Source organism: Paraglaciecola sp. QJM3NY_14 (assembly GCF_056173245.1).
In genome coordinates, this window is record NZ_CM149664.1 from 158,785 (window position 1) to 182,828 (window position 24,044).

The following is a 24,044-nucleotide window of genomic DNA, read 5'->3' on the forward strand; positions in this document are numbered from 1 at the left end:
TTGGGCGGCCCCGCACTCGACTCGACAGCCCACTTTACAACATTGGTTTTTATGATTAACGAAGAATATATGACACAAATGAAGACATTACCCCTAACTGGAACATGGCAGTTTTGCCAAGCCGATAAACAAGACTGGCGAAATGCAGAGGTTCCAGGGTGTAATTTTACTGACTTGCTCGCTCACAATTTAATAGACGATCCGTTTGACCGAGACAACGAATCCCATTTGCAGTGGATTGAGAAAAAGGACTGGCATTATCGCCGTTCATTTAATGTATCAGCGGCGCAATTGGCCCACAGCGAGGTAAATCTAGTCGCCCTAGGGCTAGATACGTTTTGTGATATTTATCTCAATGGGCAGCACCTCGCTAGCGGGCAGAATATGTTTGTGGGTCAACACCTTGCTTGTAAGTCTTTGCTGGTAGAAGGTGAAAATGACGTGGAAATTCGTTTTCGCTCACCCATAAACGAAGTGTATCCACAATTTTTAGCTAACGGTTTTACCTACCCAGCGGAAAACGACAAAAGTGACGAGAAGCTCAGTGTCTTTTGTCGCAAAGCACCTTGTCATTTTGGTTGGGATTGGGGGCCGAAGTTCGTGACGTCTGGCATTTGGCGCGACATTTATTTAGCGTTTATCGACAGTGCTGAAATCAAAGACGTACATTTTGTACAGCAGGCGTTGTCAGCACAGCGCGCTGACTTTCATTTTGCATTAGACGTTAGCGCGATGACAGATTTTGATGCCCAACTAGTGGTGAAGTGCGAACAGGCCCCGCAGTTGAATCAAACCTTAGATGTGCGCTTAACGGCCCAGGCTAACGAGCAAAGCATGCTGGTTAACTTCACGCTTACCGATCCTAAGCGCTGGTGGCCTAATGGGTTGGGGGAAGCATTTTTATATGAATTTAGCTTTGAGTTAGTCAAGGATAAGCAGGTTATCGCCCGTCGCGAGCAAGCAGTGGGGCTGCGGGAAATAGAAGTGGTAAACCAAGCTGATGAAATGGGGGAATCATTCTATTTCAAAGTAAACGGTCACCCCGTCTTTATGAAAGGCGCGAACTACATTCCGGATGACAGTTTTATTCATCGAGTTAATACCCAGCGACATGAGCAAGTGTTTGATGCCGTGGTGGCAGGCAATATGAATATGTTGCGAGTGTGGGGCGGCGGTATTTATCAAGACGATGCTTTTTACGAACTAGCGGATCGCCACGGCATTTTGATTTGGCAAGACTTTATGTTTGCCTGCACTTTATACCCAGCAGATGACGCCTTTCTAGCAAATGTGAAACAAGAAGCAGAATATAACGTTAAACGTTTGCGTAACCACCCGTGTATCGCTATGTGGTGTGGCAACAACGAAGTCGATATGGCCATCGAAAAATGGCAGTGGGCTGAAAAGTTTGGCTATTCTGATGAGCTGTACGGGAGACTTAAACAAGATTACATACGTTTGTTCGATAACTGCTTACCCAAGGTTATCAATGCCCTTGATGCGCAGCGCTTTTATTTACGTTCTTCACCCATAGGGTTTTGGGAAAATGACGAAGACAACAAAGCTAATCATCACTATTGGGGCGTATGGCATGGTGAAGAGCCGTTCAGTGAATATAAAAAGCGTGTGCCACGCTTTATGAGTGAATACGGTTTTCAGTCGTTTCCTATTGCTGAATCAACCCACACGTTTACCCGGCCTGAAGATCGCGAACTTGAATCAGCCGTGATGCAGGTGCATCAAAAGCACCCGCGTGGCAATAAGCTTATCCGTAGCTATATGGATGAAGAGTTCAATGCGCCGAAAGATTTCGATCAGTTATTGTATTTAAGCCAAGTTCAACAAGCCCTTGGATTAAAAATGGCGTTTGAGGCGCATCGCAAAGCCATGCCATTTTGCATGGGAACCCTGTATTGGCAATTGAATGATACTTGGCCGGCTGCGTCATGGTCTGGTATCGATTATTACGGTCGTTGGAAGGCGCTGCACTATCAAGCGAAACGCAGCTTTGCCCAACAATTATTGGTGGTTGACCAAGTGAATGACCAGCTCGAGGTCACCTTGATTTCTGATGATTTACAGCCTTTTTCCGCTCAATTGCACATTCAAGTTTATGACTTCGACGGGTCGGTGGTGTATTCCCATGAGCAAGATGTGCTGGTGCCGGTTAGTGCGTCTTTGTCGCTTACTTCGCTTGCTATGTCAGAACTTGTTTCTCAAGCTCAGCCCAATAGTTCTGTGTTAGTTGCGCGCTTAATGCATCAAGATGGTCGAGTGCTTAGCCAAAATAGTCACTTTTTTGTAGCTAACAAGGACTTGGCCTTGCAAGCTGCTGATATACAGTGCGAACAGGTTGTTACGCCTGAGTGTTTAACGCTGACGTTTAGCAGCGACACTTTCGTTCGTCAGTTGTATGTCAGTGCCGGTGAGCAAGTCGGCAATTTTAGTGATAACTTTTTTGATTTGATCCCCGGAATCGACGTCTCGATTCACCTTGCGCTGCCGGGCCTGGATCAAGCCGATATTGAGCGCCTTGGGGCTAAGGTAAGCTGGCAATCGCTACTTGATAGTTTTGCTTCATTAAGCAATGAGCAACGTAATATAGCTGGGTTATAGCGATGATTTTAAGTTGGATAGATATACTCGTTATCATTGGTTATTTAGTACTGGTGTTAATGATCGGTTTGTACATTTCACGGCGTGCTAGCCGTGACATGGACTCCTACTTTTTAGGGGGTAAAACCATTCCCTGGTGGGCGCTTGGGGTGTCAAATGCCTCGGGTATGTTCGATATTGCGGGCACCATGTGGTTGGTGTCTATGTGCTTCGTCTACGGTTTGAAGAGCGCGTGGTTGCCTTGGATATGGCCGATATTTAACCAAATATTTTTGATGATTTATTTGTCCATATGGCTACGTCGTTCAAACGTGATGACAGGGGCCCAGTGGATGGAAACGCGCTTTGGCACTGGCAAAGGCGCAGAAATGAGTCAAATGGTGGTAGTGATATTTGCCTTGGTCAGTGCGATAGGCTTTATTGCGTACGCCTTTAAAGGCATAGGCAAGTTTGCCGCGATCTTCTTCCCGTGGGAATTATCACCAGACATTTATGCGTTGATTATCTTCTCGATCACCACGATTTACGTGGTCAAAGGGGGGATGTACAGCGTGGTCTTCACTGAGATTTTGCAGTTTGTGATTATGACGATTGCGGCTGTTTCTGTGGGGATCATTGCCATGTATATGGTGTCACCAGAGCAACTGGCTGCTGCCACGCCTCACGGTTGGGATCAGCTGTTTTTCGATTGGCGATTAGACCTTAACTGGCAAGGCTTGATTGATAGCGTCAATGTTAAAGTGGAAGAGGACGGTCTTGAGTTGTTCGGACTCATGATCATGATGATGCTATTTAAAGGTGTGCTATCTAGCATGGCCGGCCCAGTGCCGAACTACGATATGCAGCGTATTTTAGCCACCAAGAGCCCCAAAGACGCCGCGAAAATGAGCGGCTTGGTGTCTCTGGTAATGTTTTTCCCTCGTTACATGATGGTGGCAGGGTTATCTATCTTGGCGATTGTGTACATGGGCCCAGACATTCAGGCCCAAGGTAAGCAATTTGATTTTGAGCAGATTTTGCCCTTTGCCATCAATAATTTTGTGCCTGTAGGCTTAACCGGTTTGCTTATAGCTGGTTTGCTCGCAGCCTTTATGTCGACATATGCAGCGTCGGTCAATGCTGCTCCCGCATACTTTGTGAATGATATCTATCGTCGTTACTTACGCCCAGATGCAGACAGTCGCACCTATGTGCGTATGAGCTACATAGTGTCTATTGTACTCGTGGTATTAGGTATGGGCTTAGGCCTTATGCTAGGTAGCATCAACGCGATTATGCAGTGGATCTTCGCTGCCTTATTTGGCGGGTATGCAGCGGCTAACTTATTAAAATGGCATTGGTGGCGATTCAACGCCTATGGTTATTTCTGGGGCATGTTAGCAGGTTTGATTGGGGCGCTGGTATTACCGATTGCGCTCCCCGATGTGCAACCCTTAATGGCATTTCCGCTGCTACTGGTATTCGGATTGGTTGGCTCGATTGCAGGGACTTTACTGACACCCCCTGAATCAGACGAGGTGTTATGTGAGTTTTATCGAACGGTGAAACCTTGGGGGGCATGGGGGCCAATTCGTGACAAAGTCATAGCCTTGGATCCTGGCTTTGCCCCAAACAAAGAATTTTCTCGTGACATGTTCAATGTTGCTATCGGTATCGTGTGGCAAATAGCCTTAGTGGTGATGCCGATTTATTTAGTGATTCAGCAGTGGTGGTCCATGTTGGCAGCCTTTGGGGTCATTGTTGTGACCAGTTGGATCTTAAAAAAGAACTGGTTAGACAAACTCCCTGACTGAGTACAAGTTTACGTAAAAGAGTGATTAATATAATGAAAAAACAATTTTTAGCGGGCGCATTCTCGCTATGTGCTGTGGGCAGCCTTGCTGGTTGTGCCACAAGCTCAGTTTCTAGCATGCAACAAGCTTCAGTGCCACAGGCCACAATCGTCCAGGTCGCTGACGAGCAGTTATTACAATACGCAGACCCATTTATTGGCACAGGCGGCCACGGCCATACGTTTCCCGGTGCAGTGGTACCTTTCGGTATGGTGCAATTAAGCCCTGACAATCCTTCTAAAGGCTGGGACTGGACTTCCGGTTATAACTACAGTGACAACCAGTTGCTTGGTTTTAGCCATACGCATTTATCTGGCACTGGTGTCGGTGACTTGCTTGATGTGCTTGTGATGCCGTTTCGTGGTGATTACAAAACCCGACGTGATAATGAACTAAAGCACGTAGTGAGTGAGTATTCACATTCTGATGAAAGTGCCTCACCTGGATACTACCAAGTAGGGTTGCCTCAAGAGCAGGTTAACGCTGAGCTAACGGCAACCGAGCGCACCGGTGTTCATCGTTATACCTTTTCAGGCCAAGAAGACGCTAAAGTATTAATCGATTTAGGCTATGCCCAGAACTACGATAAATCTGTGGCCACCTTTATGCGTGTGATAGACGATAGCACCTTAGTGGGCTATCGCATTTCAACCGGCTGGAGTGACTACCAGCCTGTGTATTTTGTTGCCAAGTTTAACCAACCCTTTGCACATCAGTTCTACAAAGAAGGCGAAGCGCTAGCCGGCCCGTTCATCAATGCGGAAAAAAGCGAAGTGGTGCTTAACTTTGGTGACATTGCTGACAAGGCTTTGGTGGCAAAAGTAGGTATTTCTTACGTGAGTATTGCTGGAGCGAAGCAAAACTTAGCAGCAGAAGTCGCTGATTTTGATTTCGATAATACCAAGCGGCAAGCACAAGCACTGTGGGCAGCTCAATTAGGCAAGTTTAACGTCACTGATGATAACGAGCAGGCAAAACGTAAGTTCTACACCGCTTTGTATCATTCGTTTTTAGCCCCCCAGACATTTAATGACGTTAATGGCAGCTATTTCGGTGCAGACGGCAGCGCCCACAATAGTCAGCAATTCAAGCGTTACTCCTTGTTCTCGCTATGGGATACGTTTCGCGCATTACATCCTTTATTAACCATTTCTAACGGTGAGCGCGTCAATGACATGGTCAGCTCGATGATGGCTTTTTATGACGAAACCGGCTTATTGCCTTCGTGGGATTTAATGGCCAATGAAACCGATGTGATGATCGGCTATCACGCAGTGCCAGTGATAGTGGATGCGTACTTTAAAGGGTTGACGGATGTAGACCCTGAGTTGTTATTTCAGGCGTTGAAAGCCTCTGCGATGCAAACACGTTTTGGTATCGATTTGTTTGCTGAGTATGGTTATGTGCCCTCTGACTTAGAAGTAGAAGCCGTATCGAAAACCCTAGAATATGCTTTTGATGACTGGGCAATTGCACGCATGGCTAAAGCGCTTAATAAAGACGCCGACTATGCCTATTTCACGCAACGAGCTGAGTCTTATAAAACCTTGTTCGATAAACAAACCGGCTTTATGCGTGGTAAAACTCAACAGGGTGAATGGGTGAAAAACTTCAGCCCAACCCATGTAGACCACCGCACCACGGATTACACCGAGGCGAATGCGTGGCAGTACACTTGGTTTGTGCCCCACGATGTTGATGGCTTGATGGCATTATTCGGCGGTGAAGCGCCATTTCTAAATAAATTAGATACCTTATTTAGTACTGATTCCTTTATGGAAGGAGATGTATCACCGGATATCTCTGGCTTGATTGGGCAGTATGCTCACGGTAATGAGCCTGTACATCATGTGCCTTACATGTATTCCCTGACGTCGCAAAAATGGAAAGGCGAACAGCGCATAAAAGAGATCCGCGAGACCATGTATCGCGATAACCCAGATGGGTTATCGGGTAATGACGATGTGGGACAAATGTCTGCTTGGTATGTCTTTAGTGCACTTGGGTTCTACCCACTAAACCCAGCCGATGGGCAGTATGTACTAGGCAGCCCGCAGTTTGATTCAGTGCAGATCCAACTGCCAGACGATAAAGTTTTCACTATTAAGCGTGTGCAGTCCGCTGAAGATACGGCTGGCTATGTAAAAGAAGCCACACTTAATGGTCAGCCTGTCAATATGAACACCATTAGTCACGATGACTTGATGCAGGGCGGCGAGCTTATTTTCACTTTTTAATATTTAGTAATTTAACAAGGTGGCGCTATTCGCCACCTTTTTTTTGACGATTTTCCGGAGACTCCAATGACCAGTATCATGGCAAGAGAGGCTGCATCAGCCTCTGAACTGTTAGCTAAGCAACTTATGCTAAATCATGAAAGTTGTGAGCGTATTGCTCAGAAAATACAACTCCTTAACCCAAGCGTAGTGTACATAGTGGCGCGAGGTTCGTCAGATCATGCTGGCGTATTTGCTAAATACCTGATTGAAGTGGAGCTGGGTATTCCCGTAGTGGCTGCTGCACCTTCCGTGGTGACTGTGTTTCACAAGCAACTCAAACTTGATAACGCGTTGGTTATCGGTATTTCTCAATCAGGACGCAGCCCAGATATTCTTCAGCATATGCAAATGGCGAAAGATGCTGGAGCGCTGTGCATTGGTTTAGTGAATGATGAATCTTCTCCGTTAGCTGAATTAGTGGATCAGCTTCTTCCTTTACGGGTTGAGCAAGAAGTGGCAGTGGCGGCAACAAAAAGCTATTTGGCGTGTTTAAGCGCCCTTCTTCAATTGGTGGCGCATTGTAAGAAAGACCCAGAACTGTTGGCCGCAGTAAGCGAAATTCCCAAGGCTTTAAGACTTGCCATAGAGGGGTCGAAGCAATTGCACAGTGATATGTTCACAGGATGTGATAAGTGCATTGTACTTGGCCGTGGCTTTGGCTACGCCATAGCTAAAGAGGTGGCGTTAAAATTAAAAGAAGTTTGTGCTATTCAAGCAGAGGCGTTTTCTAGTGCGGAGTTTGTGCACGGCCCTGTGGCATTGGCGCAAAAACCTTTAAAAGTCCTCAGTTTAGGATTGCTCGATGAGTCCCAGGTCGCCCACGAGCAACAAATAGATGACGTAACCCAGCGCGGGGCAAGTGTGCTGAGTATGAAGCCATTTCCCGATGATGTGCATCCTAGGCTTGGTGCATTAATGATCATGCAGCGTTTCTACCTTGATATTGCTGACATATCCCTGCAATTGGGTTGTGATCCGGATTCGCCACAAGGATTAAATAAAGTGACGCTAACCGTGTAAAGTAAATCGTGCTTACTGCGGTAAAACTCGGTAAGCACGGTCTTTGTTTTAAATACTCTTATTGATTGGTGCTTGTTTAGGGTATAAGCATTCTATGAAGTTAAAGACGTAAAACTCGTTTTTTGTTGCGCTCTCATTCTGCCTTTTCTCTCCTAACGTATTGTCTGCGATATGTATTTTTATTCTTACGTGTTATTTATTTACCATTTTATGCTATGTTTTTAGTCATAGGGATTTATCGTTAAGGGATTAAAATTTATACCTAAGTGTGCGTACTTATACCGGTTTAGGGTGGTTATTTGTTACAAGATCTATACATTACGCCCTCCGAAAATTTACCTTCGATACACTCCAATTACGGGGAACACCATGTTGAAACACACGATAAAAAAAATATCTCTAACCGCGGCCTTGTTATTAGGCAGCGCTTCAATTTTTGCTGAAGTTGTTGTTATTGTGCATCCATCTAATAGCGCTAGCATTGATGCAAAAACCACCCAACGAATTTTTTTAGGAAAAGAGAAGAAATTTTCCTCTGGAGAACAAGCCACTCCAATTAACCAAGCTGCAGGCACTGCAAGTCGTAATAGTTTTGATAACGACACGCTTGGTCGAAATTCTGCCCAAGTATCCGCTTATTGGTCAAAGCTAGTTTTTACCGGAAAGGGTATCCCGCCCAAAGAAGTGGCCAACGATGGTGAAGTTATCGCTATTGTAGCTGCTAATCCAAATGCCATTGGTTACGTGGACAGTGGCTCAGTTGACGCATCTGTAAAAGCAATTCCATTAAACTAGTCAAGGATCATAAAATGAAAAATTTAAGTAAAACAATGGTATTGCTAACATCTTTGGGATTTGGTTGTGCCGCAAATGCAGAATTAAGAATTAACGGTTTCGCGAACTTAGTCGGCGGGATTACCAGTAGTGATGATGCACTGTATGGTTACGATGATTCGTTTTCGTTTAAGTCTGAAAGCTCATTCGCTTTGCAGGTCAGCGGCGACATAAACGATAAAATGACTGCCACCGGCCAAATTATTGCGCGCGGCGAAGATGATTATGACGCTGACTTCGAGTGGGCCTACTTTACTTTTAATGCCACGGATCACGTGAGCATTTCAGCGGGTCGATTACGTCTTCCGCTTTTTAAATATTCTGCTTCTCGTGATGTTGGTTATTCATACCATTGGGTGAATACCCCTCGTTCTATTTACGATGTACCTTTTAATAACTTAGATGGTCTGCGTGTTGATTACGCAAATTACCTAGGTGATTGGGAATACAATTTGCAGCTGGCCGTGGGTACCTTTAGTGGTGATAACGACTTAGGTGATGTTGAAGGCAAGAATGTCATTGTTGGTACTGCTGAAGTGCAACGTGATTGGTTCAAAGCCCGTGTGGTAGCTGGTCGCGGTAACGTCACCTTGGAAGCGGATAATGTAGACAACATTACTAATGCTTTAGCGCAAATATCTCCAGTACTTGCTAATGAGTTGGCACTAGATGATGACAGTGGCGTGTTCTTAGGTCTTGGCTTAGAAGCCGATTTTTACGATTGGTTTATAAGTGGTGAAATAACCTCTATTGATGTGGAAGATTCATTTTCACCTGAAGATACCGCGTTTTATGTGACTGCTGGTATGCGTTTTGGTGCTTTTACGCCATCGCTAACCTATGAGAAGTTAGATGGTCGTGGTGATCTACGTTTCTTAGATCAGGTAGCAGCCTTATCTGAAGCGGCGCAACCCGCAGCGACCGCTGCAGTGGTTGGTTTACAGCAAGCCGTGGCTGATGAGTATGATGTGGTGACCCTAGGTGTACGTTATGATTATGACACGAATATTGCCTTAAAAGCTGATATTAGCTCTTATACAAGTGACGTTGATGAGTCATTAGATACGGGGTTGTTACGCTTCGCAGTTAACTATATTTTTTAGTAAATGAAGAATTAATAAGCGTCTCAATTGAGGCGCTTTTTTTTACGTCAAAATTTAATATGTCTTTTGTGTTTCTCAGGCTTTACCTTAGATGCGTCACTCCAAAGGGCATTAATGTGCTGCTTACAAGTGGATAGGGAGTTGGTATACTCGACGCTATAGCCCTTGCAAACTGGAATGCATACAAGCCTCAATGCCTCAACCTGCCTCTTCGTTATATTCACCAGTAAACCTTGAATCGGATGAATTAAAACCCTCTCATGGGGAAATTGCAAAAAGCGCATTCGCCGCGCCTTGGTGGGCGAAAAATCGCCATATCCAAACTATTTGGCCACGCTTTTTTCAGCGACGTTCAAAGGTTCATTGGCACAAAGAGCGATTAATTTTGCCCGATGGCGATTTCGTGAATTTAGCTTGGGCAGGTGATAGAGGTAACATCGAGAGCAGCCATGGTTTAGTGGTGGTTTTTCATGGGTTAGAAGGCTCAAATAAATCCCATTATGCGAATGACATGACAGCGAACTTAGTTGAGCAAGGTTATGTGGTGGTATTGATGCATTTCCGTGGCTGTGGTGGTGAGCACAATACACTACCTAGAGCCTATCACTCTGGTGAGACACAAGATGCATGGTACTTGCTGAACTGGCTGACTGAGCTTTACCCAAACGTTGCTAAAGTGGCGATGGGCTTTTCCCTCGGCGCGAACATGTTATTAAAGCTGTTAGGTGAACGACCTCAGCAAACCATTTTACGTGCTGGTATTGCTATTTCGCCGCCATTTAAATTGGCGGAGTGTTCGCTCAGTATTAATCAGGGGATGTCCCGCATGTATCAGTCGTATTTACTGAAAAGTATGGTTAATAACCTTGTCGATAAGATGCGCACAATAGATTACTCGGACCACCTTGAAATAGATGATGTAAAGGCACGTACCATCAAGAGCTTCAAAGAGTTCGACCAGCATGTGACTGCGCCGCTACATGGTTTCGATAGTGCTGACGATTACTACGAAAAATGTAGCGCGATCAGTTTTATGCGAACCATCGCGACACCAGCGCTGATCATACACGCCAAAGACGATCCCTTTATGAGCGAAACCGTGTTGCCTAATGCACAAGATCTTTCATCTTCGGTGCGCCTTGAATTAAGTGATAAAGGGGGCCATGTAGGGTTCATGCAAGGTACGCCGTGGCGCCCGGTTATTTGGATGCAAAAGCGTGTAAACCAATACTTTCAGGAGATTTTGCGCGATTAAGTGCAAAGCGAAATAGTTTTATGATTATACCCATTAATGAAGTCAGCCCAGACGCGTTAAGCAATCTGATTGAAGGGTTTGTGCTGCGTGAAGGCACTGAGTACGGTGAAGCCGATTGTAGCTTAACGGATAAGGTTGAACAGGTGCGGGCTCAGCTAGCATCGGGTGAGGCGTTGCTGGTGTACTCAGAGTTGCATGAAACAGTGAATATTATCCCCAAAGATCAGCTGGGGCTGATCGATGAGGAAACAGAATAAGCGTTTTTTATTGGCTCAATTAACGGCAGCGATTAATTACATCAATTCGATGAAGGTTAAGTTGAACGTTACCGGTACATTAGGGCTGATGCTAGACAGGCCCGCAACATTTTGTAGCCAGTCGATCCCGTCTTGTAAGCCATAATCCCCTGCGCTAATCATGACAGGTTGCACGCTGGTCGCAACAAAGCGATTGTGATCGGTTTTCGTCACTTGCACGTTCACTTCAACGTCCCTCTGTTGGCCTAGTACACTCAACTTAGCGGGGATAGTGAAGGTGCCGGCTTGGCCTTTAGTAAACGCGACGATTTCTTTTGGCAGGCTAGCGGTTAACGTTGCTTTAGGAAAGTTCTCGACCATAAACAGCTTTTCGCGCATACGAGCGTTACGAATATCAATGCCGGTTTCTACTGATGATAAATCGATATCAACCGTTAGTTCACCTGCGCTGGTCAGTGAGCCGCTTAGATTAGAAAAATGATGAATTTCACTGACTTTGATATTCTTGGTAGAAATGAAATTTAACTGAGAATCTTTGTTAAGAAGCTGCCAATCGGCAGACGCGCTAGCACATACGAGTAGGCTGGAAAAAGCGACCAGTTTCACAAACGTGGTATTTTTGGTGAGGGTCATTCGGTATCTCCTGTGGTGTATTTCACTATGGTTTGCCAATTTACTCGTTGGTCACCCATGACGATAAAATCTGGGTTGGTAACTGAATCACGTTCGTTGTAACTCAAGGAAGAAAAGTCGTGAGCGAGTATACTGCCGCCTGCTTCACTGACGATACACTGAGAAGCGCCAGTATCCCACTCGCCAGTAATGCCTAAGCGCAAGAACACATCTGCTTTACCTTCTGCGATAAAGCACGATTTTAGCGAACAACTGCCTGTTGGATAGGTTTGATAAGTGCGGTGGTCGCTCATACTGCGCATAACATTTTCTCGCGCTTGGCGGCGGCTTATGGCAATCATCACTGCATCGTTTTCTGGGTCGTCAAACTTGCGCACAAATATCTGTTTGTTCTCTGACTCGCTCTCTTTAAATGCCCCATTATCTTTTGACGCAAAGTAAAGCGTCTCCCCTGGAGGCCAGTAAATCACGCCAATAATAGGTTGGTTGTTTTCAACTAGCGCGATATTCACGGCAAAATCACCGCTTCTGGCAATAAACTCTTGGGTACCGTCGATAGGATCAATTAACCAATAACGTTGCCAATCTTTGCGCTCGGCTAGTGTACCGTTCTCTGATTCTTCTGACATGATAGGGATATGCGGAGTCTCGCGCTGCAAGATGGCCAAAATAACTTCATTGGCCTTGTAGTCAGCAGAGGTAACGGGTGAGTCATCGTCTTTCTGATAGCTTTTAAAGTCACCACTGTCATAGATTTCCATTACCACTTTGCCAGCTTCTTTGGCTGCGGTTTTAGCGATGTCGAGTAATGCAGATATTTGGTCGGTAGGCATTATTGTTCCTTTAACCACTTTTGGGCCAGAAAAAGAGCTGTAATACAGCGGGCTTCAACGAAATCTTCACGGGCTAATAGGCCATCGAGGTCGTTAATAGACCACGTAATGACGTCTAAAGGCTCTGGTTCATCGCCGGGTAACGTCTTTTCATACAAATCTTGGGCAACGAAAATATCCATGCGTGCGTTAAAAAATGCGGGGGCCATGCTAACGTTTTGTAAGTAATGTAGCGTATGTGCGCCGAAACCGACTTCCTCTTTTAATTCGCGATTGGCTGCTTCGTGGGATTCTTCACCAGGGTCAATTAAGCCTTTGGGAAAACCCAACTGATAAGAGTGCGTACCCGCAGCATATTCGCGAACCAATAGAAACTCATGCTCATTAATAAAAGGCACTATCATTACGGCACCGCGCCCACCGCCCGCCATGCGTTCGAATGTGCGTAATTCGCCATTAGAAAATTCTAGATCAATTTGCTCAACGGTGAATAAACCACTTTTGGCTACGGTGCGTCGCTGGTGAATTTGTGGAAGTGTTTTGTTGGGGTCTATTTTGCTCATCTACCTATCACGTTATCATAGCCTCACTAATTCCATCAATGACGCGTAAACTACTGTAACTACGAATATAACGTTTAACTTAAGGACTTGCCACTTGCCTGACTTACCTTGGAACAAAATTAAAACCGTTTTGCTGGATATGGACGGTACCTTGCTCGATTTACACTACGACAGCCACTTCTGGTTAGAGCATTTACCAAAGAAATACGCTGGCATAAAAGGGATTAGCGAGGAGCAAGGGAAAGAGTACATGATGGCGGAATATCGCCAGGTGTTTGGCACCATTGATTGGTACTGTTTAGATTACTGGGCGGATAAATTGCAGCTGGATATTATGCAAGCTAAACGCGAAGTTGAGCATTTAATCAGCATGCGTGATGACACTATTCCATTGCTGGATGCCCTTAGAGAATCGGGTCGTGAGGTTATTTTGGTGACCAATGCACATCCAGGAAGTTTATCCCTGAAAATCGAACATACTGCCCTTGATAGCCATATCGACACGCTTATCTCGACTCACGAATTTGGGGTGACTAAAGAATCTCAATTGCTTTGGCAGAAACTACAACAGCGGGTCGGTTTTGATAGCAAACACACGTTATTTGTCGATGACAGTTTGCCAATTTTACAATCAGCCAAAGATTTTGGTATTGCCCACTTGCTAGCGGTAAGTAATCCAGACAGCCAACTACCGATAAAAGATGTTACACAATTTTTGGCCACGAGTGACTACAGAACCCTGCTTGACGATATACGCAACGCTCCTTTTACGGGTTGAACGAAATGGTGCAGACAATAACGATTAACGGCAATTAACCGTAATTTTGGCAGTTTTTTTGTGAATAACAGCTAAAAGCCACGCTTAATTGCTCCTGTGGCGTTTCATATTGTTGTTGATCACCCTATAATTCGAGCCAATTTTCATCAATCTATAGGTCAAGTCTATGAGTCTTAACGATGTTCCAGCTGGTAAAAACTTACCAGAAGAAATTAATGTAGTGATTGAAATCCCTGCGCATTCAGATCCAATTAAATATGAAGTGGATAAAGACACAGGTGCTATTTTTGTGGATCGCTTCATGGCGACCTGCATGCATTACCCCACTAACTACGGCTATATTAATCAAACATTGTCAGAAGATGGTGATCCAGCTGACGTACTAGTGATGACACCGTTTCCACTTCTAGCGGGTTGTGTTATCAAATGTCGCCCTGTTGGCGTACTAAAAATGACTGATGAATCAGGTACCGATGCTAAAATTTTGGCGGTGCCGGTTGATAAATTATCTACGATTTATCGTGGTATCAAAGACATTGGCGACGTTGATGAGTTGACGCTAAATCAAATTGAGCATTTCTTCTCACATTACAAAGATTTAGAGCCTGGTAAATGGGTGAAAATCGACGGTTGGGAAAATGCTGAATCCGCTAAAGCTGAAATCGTCAGCAGCGTTGAGCGCTATAAAACAGAAGGTTAATTTTCATATTCTCAGAATATGACTCTGCACCAAAAAAAGCCGACTTTATGTCGGCTTTTCTAATATTCACTCTCTGGTCCCTGTGAGATACTTCCCATCTCCTTTTTCTAGTTGAAAGCCATGAAATCGTTACGCGCCCTAACAGCAAACCCGCAATTCTTTCTATTGGCCATGGCATTTGTTATGCCACTGGTTTTTTCCGTATGGAATGCCCTGTTAAACAACTTTGTGGTAGAAAAAGCCAGTTTTGACGGGGCACAAATTGGTATGCTGCAAAGCTTGCGTGAAGTGCCGGGCTTCTTAGCTTTCACCGCTGTATTCGTGCTGTTAGTGCTCAAAGAGCAAACCTTTGCGTTAGTCTCATTAGCGGTGATGTGTGTCGGTGTAGCATTAACCGGTTGGTTGCCGTTTGAACTTGGCTTGTATTGCACCACGGTGTTGATGTCTATCGGTTTTCATTATTTTGAAACCATCAATCAGTCGTTAACATTACAATGGCTTGATAAAGACAAAAGTGCGCATTTTATGGGGCAACAGCTTGCGGTAAAGAGTTTTGCCTCGTTGCTGGCCTACGGTGCTATTTGGTTACTGATGGAGTGGGTTGGTATTTCCTATAGGGCAATGTACATGCTTGCTGGTGGCGTAGGGTTACTGATCGTGATTTGGTTATGGTTCGCGTTTGATAAATTCAATCAAACGTCTGTCCAACACAAGCATATGTTTTTACGCAAACGTTATTGGTTGTATTATGGTTTAGTGTTTTTCAGTGGTGCTCGGCGGCAAATCTTCATGGTGTTTGCCTCCTTTATGATGGTAGAAAAATTTGGTTATTCGGTAGGGGATATCAGCCTACTGTATATGCTCAACTATGTATTTAACTTATTCTTTGCCCCTAAAATTGGACGCTGGATCCACAAAATCGGCGAGCAGCGCGCGCTGTGCATTGAATATCTAGGCCTGCTGTGTGTGTTTGTTGGTTATGCCTTGGCAGAAAACAGCCAATTAGCCGCAGGGTTATATGTCATCGACCACTTATTCTTTGCCATGGCAATTGCCGTCAAAACCTATTTCCAGAAAATTGCCGACCACAGGGACATTGCTTCAACCGCGGGTGTCAGTTTTACTATCAATCATATCGCGGCTGTTGTGATCCCGGCATTGTTGGGTATTGTATGGTTAACCTCTCCTTCCTTGGTATTTTATATTGGCGCAGGGTTTGCGATTTGTTCTTTAATTTTGGCGTTAAACATTCCTTTGCAGCCTACCAGTGGTAAAGAAGTCAGAGTTAATTTATTACGTTGGGCTAACATGCCCGTTGGAATTTCGCCTAAGGAGCGTTCATGAAGTATCTAGTGTTATTGCTGACGTTGAGTTCGTTTGCAGCTTTTAGCCAAGAACCTGAAGAGTTATATTGGGAAGATATGATCCCGAAAAACTATATTGCACCTCAAGAAGACGTTAATCATAACGGCTCAATGGTGCAACAGAGTTTGAATGCGCCTGTGGTCAAAGAATTAGACGGCAAAGTGGTGAAAATCCCCGGCTTTGTGGTGCCACTTGAAGGCAGTAGTGATACCACCACTGAATTCCTATTAGTCCCGTATTTTGGGGCGTGTATACATGTTCCGCCCCCGCCGCCGAATCAAATAGTTTATGTGAAGTTTTCAAGTGGCGTGCCGATAGACAACATATACGATGCAGTTTGGGTTACCGGTAAATTAGCCACCCAAGTATGGGAAGGCGATATCGCGACTGTTGGTTACACATTGCAAGGGATTGAAGTGACTCCATACGACGGATAGTCAAAGATTTTCCTGATGTCGGCTAATCACATCGGTCATAAGCTACACTTGCATTGATCCTCGAAAAAATTAAAAGGTAACTTAATGAGTTTCTTAACGAAAATGTCGATAGCGCAAAAGTTGTACTTGATTCCGATCATTGGCTCCATTGGCTTTTTAGTCTACTTGTGGGTCACAACTCACACTGCAATGAACAACATTGAACTGCTCGAAGACGCAGACAAGGTGCAGTATCCTGCATTAGAAGCGACCAGTAGTGCCTTGGTCAAAATGGAAAAGGTCAAAGAAACCCTCAGTAGCGCTGTTACCACTGGCGATGAAGAGACACTGGCTGTTGCTAAAGTGCAGGCGGCGGATACTAAGGTTTTGTTAGATAAGATTATTTCTATCGAGCCTAGCTTGAGCGTGGAGGCGAATCGTATTAAGCAATCTTTTAATAACTATTTTAATCTTGCTTACAAAGTGTCTGAGTCAATGGTGAACAACACGGCTGATTTCTCAAAGATCGGCGAGTTATCCACCAGAATGAACAAAAGCTATGATGATGCCACTACAGCGTTAGGTGCTTTTCGTGATGCACGCGTAAATGGCTTCAAGCAAGCGATAACGGAATCTAACGACGCGTTAAAAAATATGCTGTCATTTGGTGCCATTATGGCTGGGGTGACGATTGTGTTGTTGTTTGCCACAGCCATTCCTATCGTCATGGGGATCCGCGGCAGTATTGACCAAGTTGTTAACTCATTAAAAGACATAGCCCAGGAAGATGGGGATCTTACGGTGCGCATTCAAAGCCGGAATCAAGACGAAATTGGTGATTTGGTGCATTGGTTTAACCAGTTTATGGAAAAGCTACAAGGTGTGGTCAAAGACATAGTGAATGCATCCATGCCTTTATCTCAGTTGGCCCAAAACTTAAATCAACTTACCGATGATACTAACCGCACAATCGATGTTCAGCAAAGCGCCGCTAGTCAAGCTAAGTCAGCGGTTGATGATATGACACGCAGTGTAAATGCGGTTGCTGAAAGTGCCGCTGAAGCGGCTAATGCAGCAGGTGATGCATCCGCTGCAGCAGATGATGGCCAAGCAGTGGTTAATCATACGGTACAAAGTATTCGTGAGCTGGCAGCCAACGTGGATAGTTCTGCTGAGGTTATCAAGCAACTTGAAGCAGATTCAAAACAAGTCGGGGTGGTGCTTGATGTAATTAAAGGTATTGCTGAGCAAACCAACTTGTTAGCGCTAAACGCCGCTATTGAAGCCGCACGAGCGGGTGAGCATGGTAGAGGGTTTGCGGTCGTGGCGGATGAAGTTCGCACGCTAGCGTCGCGTACTCAACAATCTACCGAGCAAATTCAACAAACGATTGAACAACTGCAAAATGCATCGCGCTCAGCGGTGAGTGTTATGGCAAAAGGGACAGAGCAAGCAACGAGCAGTGTAGATACGGCAAATAAAGCCGGTGCCAGTTTGACCGTTATTACCCAAACCATCAGCCGGATAACACAAATGAACGACCAAATTGCTCACGCAACAGGCGAGCAGCAGAGTGTGGCAGGTGTGATAAGCCACAACGTAGATGAGATACACCAGCGTACAGAAGAAACAGCTAATAGCTCAGGTCGCTTAGCCTCAGTGAGCGGCGAGCTTGCAGAGTTAGCTAAGCACTTAGAAGGAATTACGCAGCAGTTTAAGGTCTAGCGTCCCTGACGCTAAGCGAGAGCGCTTAGCGTTGAGCGAAAATCGCGTTACCTTGATTAAATTGCACCCATGAGGTGAGAATGTACTTGTCGTTTGAGATGGGTACATTGCCTCGGTGAGTATGAGTAAAGTAAGCCGGTGCAATCACCATAGTGCCTTTGCGGGGTTTAATACTTACATCTTGGTAGTAAAACTCGGTTTCCCCGCCTTCATCCACATCATTTAAGTAAAACATAAACAGCAATATCCGGTGCAGCGCGTCGGTACTCTTCGACTGTGGATACACCTCTGAATGCCAATAAGGGTAGCCACCTTGTTGTTTTTCGTACTTTTGCGCGTTGATGTTGCCTAACCTAAAAAGGTACGTCATCAAATTAGACAAATTTGGCAAACCTACTTCTGCAAAATTGTCATGGGTTAGTTTAACGGGCTGCCCTGTCTTTGAATGTTTCACCGTGAGGCCGATAGGGCCGATTAAGGCGAAAAAGTACTCTTCGAAATAGCGTAAAATGTGTTGCCCAAGAATAGGCAATAGTGCTTGATAGGGGACGTTAAATTCAGGGTGGGTGATAATGGATACATCACTACTGCGTTTTTTGTCTGTGTCTATACCGCCACCTGTACGCCCAGGTAGGATATTTTTACTGGAATCAAATTGAGTAACGAACTGATCACACAGTTCGTCACTGATTGCATGCTCAATAACCTTAATGAAAGTTTCTGACTTAGGCATTCACGCCCCGAGGTATGGCATGCTCGGTCAGCTGTGCACGGATTTCTTCATTAATAACCACAGATTTTTTCTCAGCGTAGTCGTACTGCACCATAGTGGTTGTGCCTGTGGCGCGTTTAGTGCCGTTTTGCCAAAGCTCTTGGTAGGCGTCAAACGAGCTGCCACCAATACGACTGATGTAAGTGCGTACTTGAACAGGATGGCCATAGTGCATTTGGTCCAGAAAATCGACTTTGTAGCTGGCTAAAATAAGCGGCCAATTTTTTAAATCTAATTCAGGGCTAAATATTTTAAAAATAGGCTCACGAGCCATTTCAAACCAGTCCACCAACACAGTATTACTTACATGTGCTAGGGCATCCGTTTCACAAAAACGCACATTAAAATCTTCAATAAACATAAATTAAATTCCTTGTTTAAACTGATAGCAAAGGTTTAAGAAAGCGCGCCGTATGAGATATTTCTACTTCGCAAACTTGTTCTGGTGTGCCCTGAGCGATGATTTGCCCGCCGCCTGAGCCGCCTTCTGGTCCTAAATCAATCACCCAATCAGCTGTTTTGATCACATCTAAGTTGTGCTCAATAACCACCACAGTATTGCCGTGATCGCGTAGGCGATGCAATACCTGTAGAAGTTGTTTTATATCGTGGAAATGCAAACCAGTGGTGGGCTCATCCAAAATGTACAGGGTTTGGCCGGTGTCTCGTTTAGATAATTCTTTGGCCAGTTTGACTCGCTGGGCTTCACCACCTGACAAGGTAGTGGCGGCTTGTCCTAAACGTACGTACGATAAACCGACATCCATCAGCGTTTGTAATTTGCGGGCAATCGCAGGAATAACATCAAAGAATTTGCGCGCGTCTTCAACGGTTAAATCCAGTACTTCATGGATGTTTAAACCCTTATACTGAATTTCTAATGTTTCGCGGTTGTAACGCTCACCTTTACATACGTCGCAGGGTACGTATACGTCAGGTAAGAAGTGCATTTCGACCTTAATCACACCGTCACCCTGACAGGCTTCACAACGGCCGCCTTTGACGTTGAAGCTGAATCGACCTGGCTTGTAGCCACGTGAACGCGCCTCTTGCGTACCAGCGAACAGCTCTCGCACTGGGGTGAAAATACCCGCATACGTCGCTGGGTTTGAACGTGGTGTGCGCCCAATCGGGCTTTGGTCAATATCAACCACCTTATCGAGCATGTCCATGCCAGTGATCGTTTTGTATGGTGCGGGCTCACCGGTTGTCGCGCCATTTAGCTCACGATGAGCAATACGATAAAAGGTATCATTAATAAGGGTAGATTTACCTGAACCGGACACGCCGGTTACGCAGGTCATCAAACCAAATGGAATGCGTAAATCTACGTCCTGTAAGTTATTGCCCGTGGCGCCGCACATTTCAATCCATTTATCTTGGTCGATTTCAGTGCGTTTCTCAGGAATAGCGATTGCTTCACGCCCAGATAAATACTTACCTGTTAATGAATGCTCGCTTTTCATGATGTCGTCAATAGTGCCTTGGGCCACAATTTCGCCGCCGTGCACACCGGCTCCAGGACCAATATCGAGTACAAAATCAGCGGCGCGAATAGCATCCTCATCATGCTCTACCACGATGACGGTATTACCCAAGTCGCGTAAATGCTCTAACGTGGTCAGTAGGCGTTCATTGTCTCTTTGATGCAGTCCAATCGATGGCTCATCCAGTACGTACATTACCCCAACTAAGCCGGCACCAATTTGACTGGCAAGGCGGATACGCTGAGCTTCACCGCCGGATAATGTGTCGGCACTGCGTGAAAGTGACAAGTAATTTAAACCAACATTGACCAAGAAATTCAGACGGTCGTTGATCTCTTTGAAAATCTTATCGGCGATTTTTTCTCGTTTACCTGTCAGCTCAATGTCAGTGAAAAACTGCAATGACTCGGCAATCGACATATCGGTAATGGTCGGCAGTGGCGTGTCGCCAATAAATACGTTGCGTGCTTCAAGGCGCAAACGCGTGCCATTACAGCTACTACAATGTTGCTGGCTTAAATATTTCGATAATTCGTCGCGAACAGCATTCGATTCTGTTTCACGGTATCTGCGCTCCATATTTGGAATAATCCCTTCAAAGGGATGCTTACGTTCCATAATATCGCCGCGATCGTTTATGTACTTGAAGTTGATTGAGGTGCCTTTGCTACCGTGTAGCACGATGTCTTTGGCTTTTTCGTCAAGTTCAGAGAAAGGCGTAGTCAGATCAAATTTATAGTGATCGGCCACAGCTTGCAGCATTTGGAAGTAGTAATAACTGCGCTTATCCCAACCACGTATCGCCCCGCCCGACAAGCTTAGCTCGTCGTTACTGATAATTCGGTGCGGGTCGAAAAACTGTCTTGTGCCTAAGCCGTCACAAGTTTGGCAAGCGCCTGCCGGGTTATTAAACGAAAAGAGTCTTGGTTCAAGTTCGGCCATTGAATAGCCGCAGTGCGGGCAGGCAAAATTAGATGAAAACACCACTTCTTCTTTGTGCGGGTCATCCATAAAGGCTATTTTCGCAGTGCCGGCGGACAAGTTCAGCGCGGTTTCAAATGACTCTGCCAAGCGAAGTGCTAAGTCTTCACGCACCTTGAAGCGGTCAACCACCACCTCGATATTGTGTTTTTTATGCAAATCGAGCTCAGGGGGATCTGACAAGTCACACACTTCGCCATCAATACGAGCGCGAATAAAACCTTGGGCTGCAAGGCTTTCCAATGTTTTAACATGTTCGCCTTTGCGGTCTTGAACTACAGGCGCTAACAGCATGAGTTTTTCATCTGCAGGCATGGTTAGTACGCGGTCAACCATCTGGCTAACAGTTTGCGCATCTAACGGTACATGGTGAGTTGGGCAACGCGGCTCACCCACACGAGCGTAAAGCAAACGCAAATAATCGTAAATTTCAGTGATGGTACCCACAGTTGAGCGTGGGTTGTGAGAGGTGGACTTCTGCTCGATAGAAATTGCTGGAGATAGGCCTTCGATGTGATCAACGTCGGGCTTTTCCATCATGGATAAAAATTGTCTTGCGTAGGCAGACAAGGACTCAACATAGCGACGTTGCCCCTCGGCGTAAAGGGTGTCGAATGCCAATGAAGACTTACCAGAGCCAGACAAGCCGGTGATGACAGTAAGTTTGTCTCGAGGAATATCTAAATCGATGTTCTTTAGATTGTGAGTGCGCGCGCCACGTACAGCTATCTTATCCATTATTGACCAAAGTCGTCCTCAAAAGAGTGAGTATTACATACTTGATATAAGAGCTCTATGTGGTTGAACAATTATACTTTCAATACCCAGATGATTAATGATTAGAAAGATACGCGTCATGGCGCTGATTAGATCGCCGCTGAAATATGTAAGTGGATGTTTTAAACTCGGGCATATCATTGAACTTATGCTATTTTCCCCCTCGTTAGCTGCAATGTTGCTGTCGTTTAGGGCGATAATTTTGTGGTAAACTTCGCCGCCTTGATAACCTCAAACTGATTAGTTGCTCATTTGAATAGAACCGAAATTCGCGCCTCTTTGGCTTTGGCCGCTGTTTATGTCTTGCGTATGCTGGGATTGTTTATGGTGATGCCAGTACTGGCCATACTCGCGGTACATTACCCAGATTATTCAGCCCTAATGCTTGGTTTAGCTATTGGTGGCTATGGTTTGACCCAAGCTATTTTGCAAATCCCCATGGGGGTGTTGTCCGATAAGATTGGCCGCAAACCTGTCATCGTTGGCGGGTTACTGATGTTTGCTATTGGTAGCGGTGTTGCCGCCACCGCAGATAGCATGTTATGGATTGTGATCGGCCGATTTTTGCAAGGTGCTGGGGCAATTGCCGGTGCCATTATGGCATTAGCTGGAGACGTGAGTCGCGAGCAGCAGCGGCCAAAAGTGATGGCGATTATCGGCATTGCTATTGGTTTTTCATTTTATATAGCCTTGCTAATAGGCCCTGTCATTGCGGATAATTACGGTCTGCACGGTATATTTTCTATTACAGGTATACTCGCTATTTCATGCATACCTTTGGTCATTTGGGTGGTGCCCAGCGCAATAAACTACGCGCCCAAAGGCGATACTCTACCTGTTCTTACCGATGTGAAAATCTTGTTCTTTGACCCACAGTTACGTCGTTTGAACATCAGCGTGATGTTACTGCATATGATGATCACGGTTTTGTTTGTACAAATGCCCATTCTACTCAGTGCTTTAGGCTGGCAGCTAGAAAGTCATTGGCAACTATATTTACCCATACTAGCAGCTTCTGTCGTTGGCTTAGTCGCGTTGATGATGTTAACCAAAAGGATGAGCCAAGCGGGCGTGATTCGTTTGTGCATATTATTACTAGGTGGCGCATTACTCGGTTTGCACTTTTCCCACAGTACCGTGCTTGCGGTAATGGTATTTGGCTGGCTATTTTTTACCGGCTTTAATTTCTTAGAAGCAAGTTTTCCGGCTATGGTGTCAAGCATTGCCCCAGCGGGTAAAAAAGGCTCTGCCATGGGTATTTACGCCAGCTTTCAGTTTTTAGGGGCATTTTTAGGCGGTACATTATCTGGCTTAGCCAGTCAGTATATTGGCCCTCAATGGGTGTTCGTTATTGCTGGCGGTGCCTGTGGTATTTGGTGGCTTGGTTTACGTAAGCTAGGTACCAGTGAACGCTTGAAACGCTTTACACTAAAACCAGATTTTACCCGTTATTCAGCCGATACCATTGGTGAGCAGTTAGCCACACTCGAAGGAGTGGTAGATGTGACGGTAGTGCCAGATGAGGGTGTGGTTTATATCAAGGCCGATGGTAAGCAATTCTCACTGGAAAAGGCTCATATTTTAGTCAACGGCTAAGCAGCTTTTTACGTTAATCAAGGCTAAATTTTTAAGAAATAATCTGTGAAATCACGTTATAATAACCGGCACAGTGAAAATCAATTTTGGTCGAGCTTTCGTTTAGCGGGCGAACCTTTTGGTGGTGATGGGCTCATATTTCTTCTAATGCGGAACAATAGCGAAACAATGGCGAAATTAACGCGAGTTAGCGTGAATGCGGTAAAATTGATCACTAATTAA

Annotated in this window: 20 protein-coding genes; 14 read left to right on the forward strand and 6 right to left on the reverse strand. The window is 45.2% G+C overall.

The window, feature by feature from the left end; genetic code table 11:
• Positions 1-51 precede the first annotated feature (51 nt).
• The 8 genes from AC0VYA_RS00665 (at position 52) to AC0VYA_RS00700 (ending at position 11,196) form a co-directional block, all read left to right on the forward strand.
• Positions 52-2,616 (forward strand): beta-mannosidase, encoded by a 2,565-nt coding sequence (locus AC0VYA_RS00665; protein ID WP_475489740.1) that lies wholly within the window; start codon positions 52-54, stop codon positions 2,614-2,616.
• A gap of 2 nt (positions 2,617-2,618) precedes the next feature.
• The gene (locus AC0VYA_RS00670) at positions 2,619-4,409 is read left to right on the forward strand and encodes a sodium:solute symporter family protein (RefSeq protein ID WP_011573067.1); all 1,791 of its coding nucleotides are present in this window, start codon (positions 2,619-2,621) and stop codon (positions 4,407-4,409) included.
• 32 nt (positions 4,410-4,441) lie between these two features.
• Positions 4,442-6,685 (forward strand): GH92 family glycosyl hydrolase, encoded by a 2,244-nt coding sequence (locus AC0VYA_RS00675; RefSeq protein ID WP_475489741.1) that lies wholly within the window; start codon positions 4,442-4,444, stop codon positions 6,683-6,685.
• A gap of 66 nt (positions 6,686-6,751) precedes the next feature.
• Complete coding sequence (nagB-II, locus tag AC0VYA_RS00680) at positions 6,752-7,747, forward strand: glucosamine-6-phosphate deaminase NagB-II (RefSeq protein WP_473477408.1); 996 nt, start codon at positions 6,752-6,754, stop codon at positions 7,745-7,747.
• 369 nt (positions 7,748-8,116) lie between these two features.
• Positions 8,117-8,542, forward strand: a complete 426-nt coding sequence (locus tag AC0VYA_RS00685) for a type 2 periplasmic-binding domain-containing protein (RefSeq protein ID WP_475489742.1) — start codon at positions 8,117-8,119, stop codon at positions 8,540-8,542.
• 14 nt (positions 8,543-8,556) lie between these two features.
• Positions 8,557-9,684 (forward strand): topoisomerase IV, encoded by a 1,128-nt coding sequence (locus tag AC0VYA_RS00690; protein WP_475489743.1) that lies wholly within the window; start codon positions 8,557-8,559, stop codon positions 9,682-9,684.
• A gap of 193 nt (positions 9,685-9,877) precedes the next feature.
• Positions 9,878-10,939: a hydrolase gene (locus tag AC0VYA_RS00695; protein ID WP_475489744.1), complete on the forward strand. Its 1,062-nt coding sequence runs from the start codon at positions 9,878-9,880 to the stop codon at positions 10,937-10,939.
• Between the two features lie 20 nt (positions 10,940-10,959).
• Positions 10,960-11,196, forward strand: coding sequence for a YheU family protein (locus tag AC0VYA_RS00700; protein ID WP_011573073.1), 237 nt, complete (start codon positions 10,960-10,962; stop codon positions 11,194-11,196).
• Positions 11,197-11,232: 36 nt separating this feature from the next.
• Here the strand turns inward: AC0VYA_RS00700 and AC0VYA_RS00705 are convergent, their stop codons facing one another.
• From AC0VYA_RS00705 to nudE, 3 genes are read right to left on the reverse strand one after another with little or no spacing between them, the layout of a single operon-like run.
• Positions 11,233-11,829, reverse strand: a complete 597-nt coding sequence (locus tag AC0VYA_RS00705; protein ID WP_011573074.1) for a YceI family protein — start codon at positions 11,827-11,829, stop codon at positions 11,233-11,235.
• Positions 11,826-12,662: a 3'(2'),5'-bisphosphate nucleotidase CysQ gene (cysQ, locus tag AC0VYA_RS00710; RefSeq protein ID WP_473477419.1), complete on the reverse strand. Its 837-nt coding sequence runs from the start codon at positions 12,660-12,662 to the stop codon at positions 11,826-11,828. The genes AC0VYA_RS00705 and cysQ overlap by 4 nt, the downstream gene beginning before the upstream one ends.
• Positions 12,662-13,225 carry an ADP compounds hydrolase NudE gene (gene nudE, locus AC0VYA_RS00715; RefSeq protein ID WP_011573076.1) on the reverse strand — a complete coding sequence of 188 codons (564 nt, stop codon included), beginning with the start codon at positions 13,223-13,225 and terminating at the stop codon, positions 12,662-12,664. Before nudE ends, cysQ begins: the two co-directional genes overlap by 1 nt.
• 94 nt (positions 13,226-13,319) lie before the next feature.
• Between nudE and yrfG the strand changes: the two genes are divergently transcribed.
• The 5 genes from yrfG (at position 13,320) to AC0VYA_RS00740 (ending at position 18,209) form a co-directional block, all read left to right on the forward strand.
• Positions 13,320-14,003, forward strand: coding sequence for a GMP/IMP nucleotidase (gene yrfG / locus AC0VYA_RS00720; RefSeq protein ID WP_011573077.1), 684 nt, complete (start codon positions 13,320-13,322; stop codon positions 14,001-14,003).
• Between the two features lie 166 nt (positions 14,004-14,169).
• Positions 14,170-14,703: an inorganic diphosphatase gene (gene ppa, locus AC0VYA_RS00725; protein WP_011573078.1), complete on the forward strand. Its 534-nt coding sequence runs from the start codon at positions 14,170-14,172 to the stop codon at positions 14,701-14,703.
• 120 nt (positions 14,704-14,823) lie between these two features.
• Positions 14,824-16,047 carry an MFS transporter gene (locus AC0VYA_RS00730; RefSeq protein ID WP_475489745.1) on the forward strand — a complete coding sequence of 408 codons (1,224 nt, stop codon included), beginning with the start codon at positions 14,824-14,826 and terminating at the stop codon, positions 16,045-16,047.
• Positions 16,044-16,505 (forward strand): DUF3299 domain-containing protein, encoded by a 462-nt coding sequence (locus tag AC0VYA_RS00735; RefSeq protein ID WP_011573080.1) that lies wholly within the window; start codon positions 16,044-16,046, stop codon positions 16,503-16,505. Before AC0VYA_RS00730 ends, AC0VYA_RS00735 begins: the two co-directional genes overlap by 4 nt.
• A gap of 84 nt (positions 16,506-16,589) precedes the next feature.
• The gene (locus AC0VYA_RS00740; protein WP_011573081.1) at positions 16,590-18,209 is read left to right on the forward strand and encodes a methyl-accepting chemotaxis protein; all 1,620 of its coding nucleotides are present in this window, start codon (positions 16,590-16,592) and stop codon (positions 18,207-18,209) included.
• A 25-nt stretch (positions 18,210-18,234) separates the two neighbouring features.
• Here AC0VYA_RS00740 and AC0VYA_RS00745 read toward each other — a convergent pair whose 3' ends face one another.
• The 3 genes from AC0VYA_RS00745 to uvrA are packed head-to-tail and all read right to left on the reverse strand — an operon-like array spanning position 18,235 to position 22,187.
• A complete protein-coding gene (locus AC0VYA_RS00745; RefSeq protein WP_475489746.1) occupies positions 18,235-18,942 on the reverse strand; it encodes a 2OG-Fe(II) oxygenase in 708 nt (235 codons plus the stop codon).
• Positions 18,935-19,342: an acyl-CoA thioesterase gene (locus tag AC0VYA_RS00750; protein ID WP_011573083.1), complete on the reverse strand. Its 408-nt coding sequence runs from the start codon at positions 19,340-19,342 to the stop codon at positions 18,935-18,937. Before AC0VYA_RS00750 ends, AC0VYA_RS00745 begins: the two co-directional genes overlap by 8 nt.
• Positions 19,343-19,358: 16 nt before the next feature.
• Complete coding sequence (gene uvrA / locus AC0VYA_RS00755; protein WP_011573084.1) at positions 19,359-22,187, reverse strand: excinuclease ABC subunit UvrA; 2,829 nt, start codon at positions 22,185-22,187, stop codon at positions 19,359-19,361.
• 291 nt (positions 22,188-22,478) lie between these two features.
• On the opposite strand from uvrA, the gene AC0VYA_RS00760 reads away from it, so the two are divergent.
• Complete coding sequence (locus AC0VYA_RS00760; RefSeq protein WP_011573085.1) at positions 22,479-23,822, forward strand: MFS transporter; 1,344 nt, start codon at positions 22,479-22,481, stop codon at positions 23,820-23,822.
• Positions 23,823-24,044: the final 222 nt, after the last annotated feature.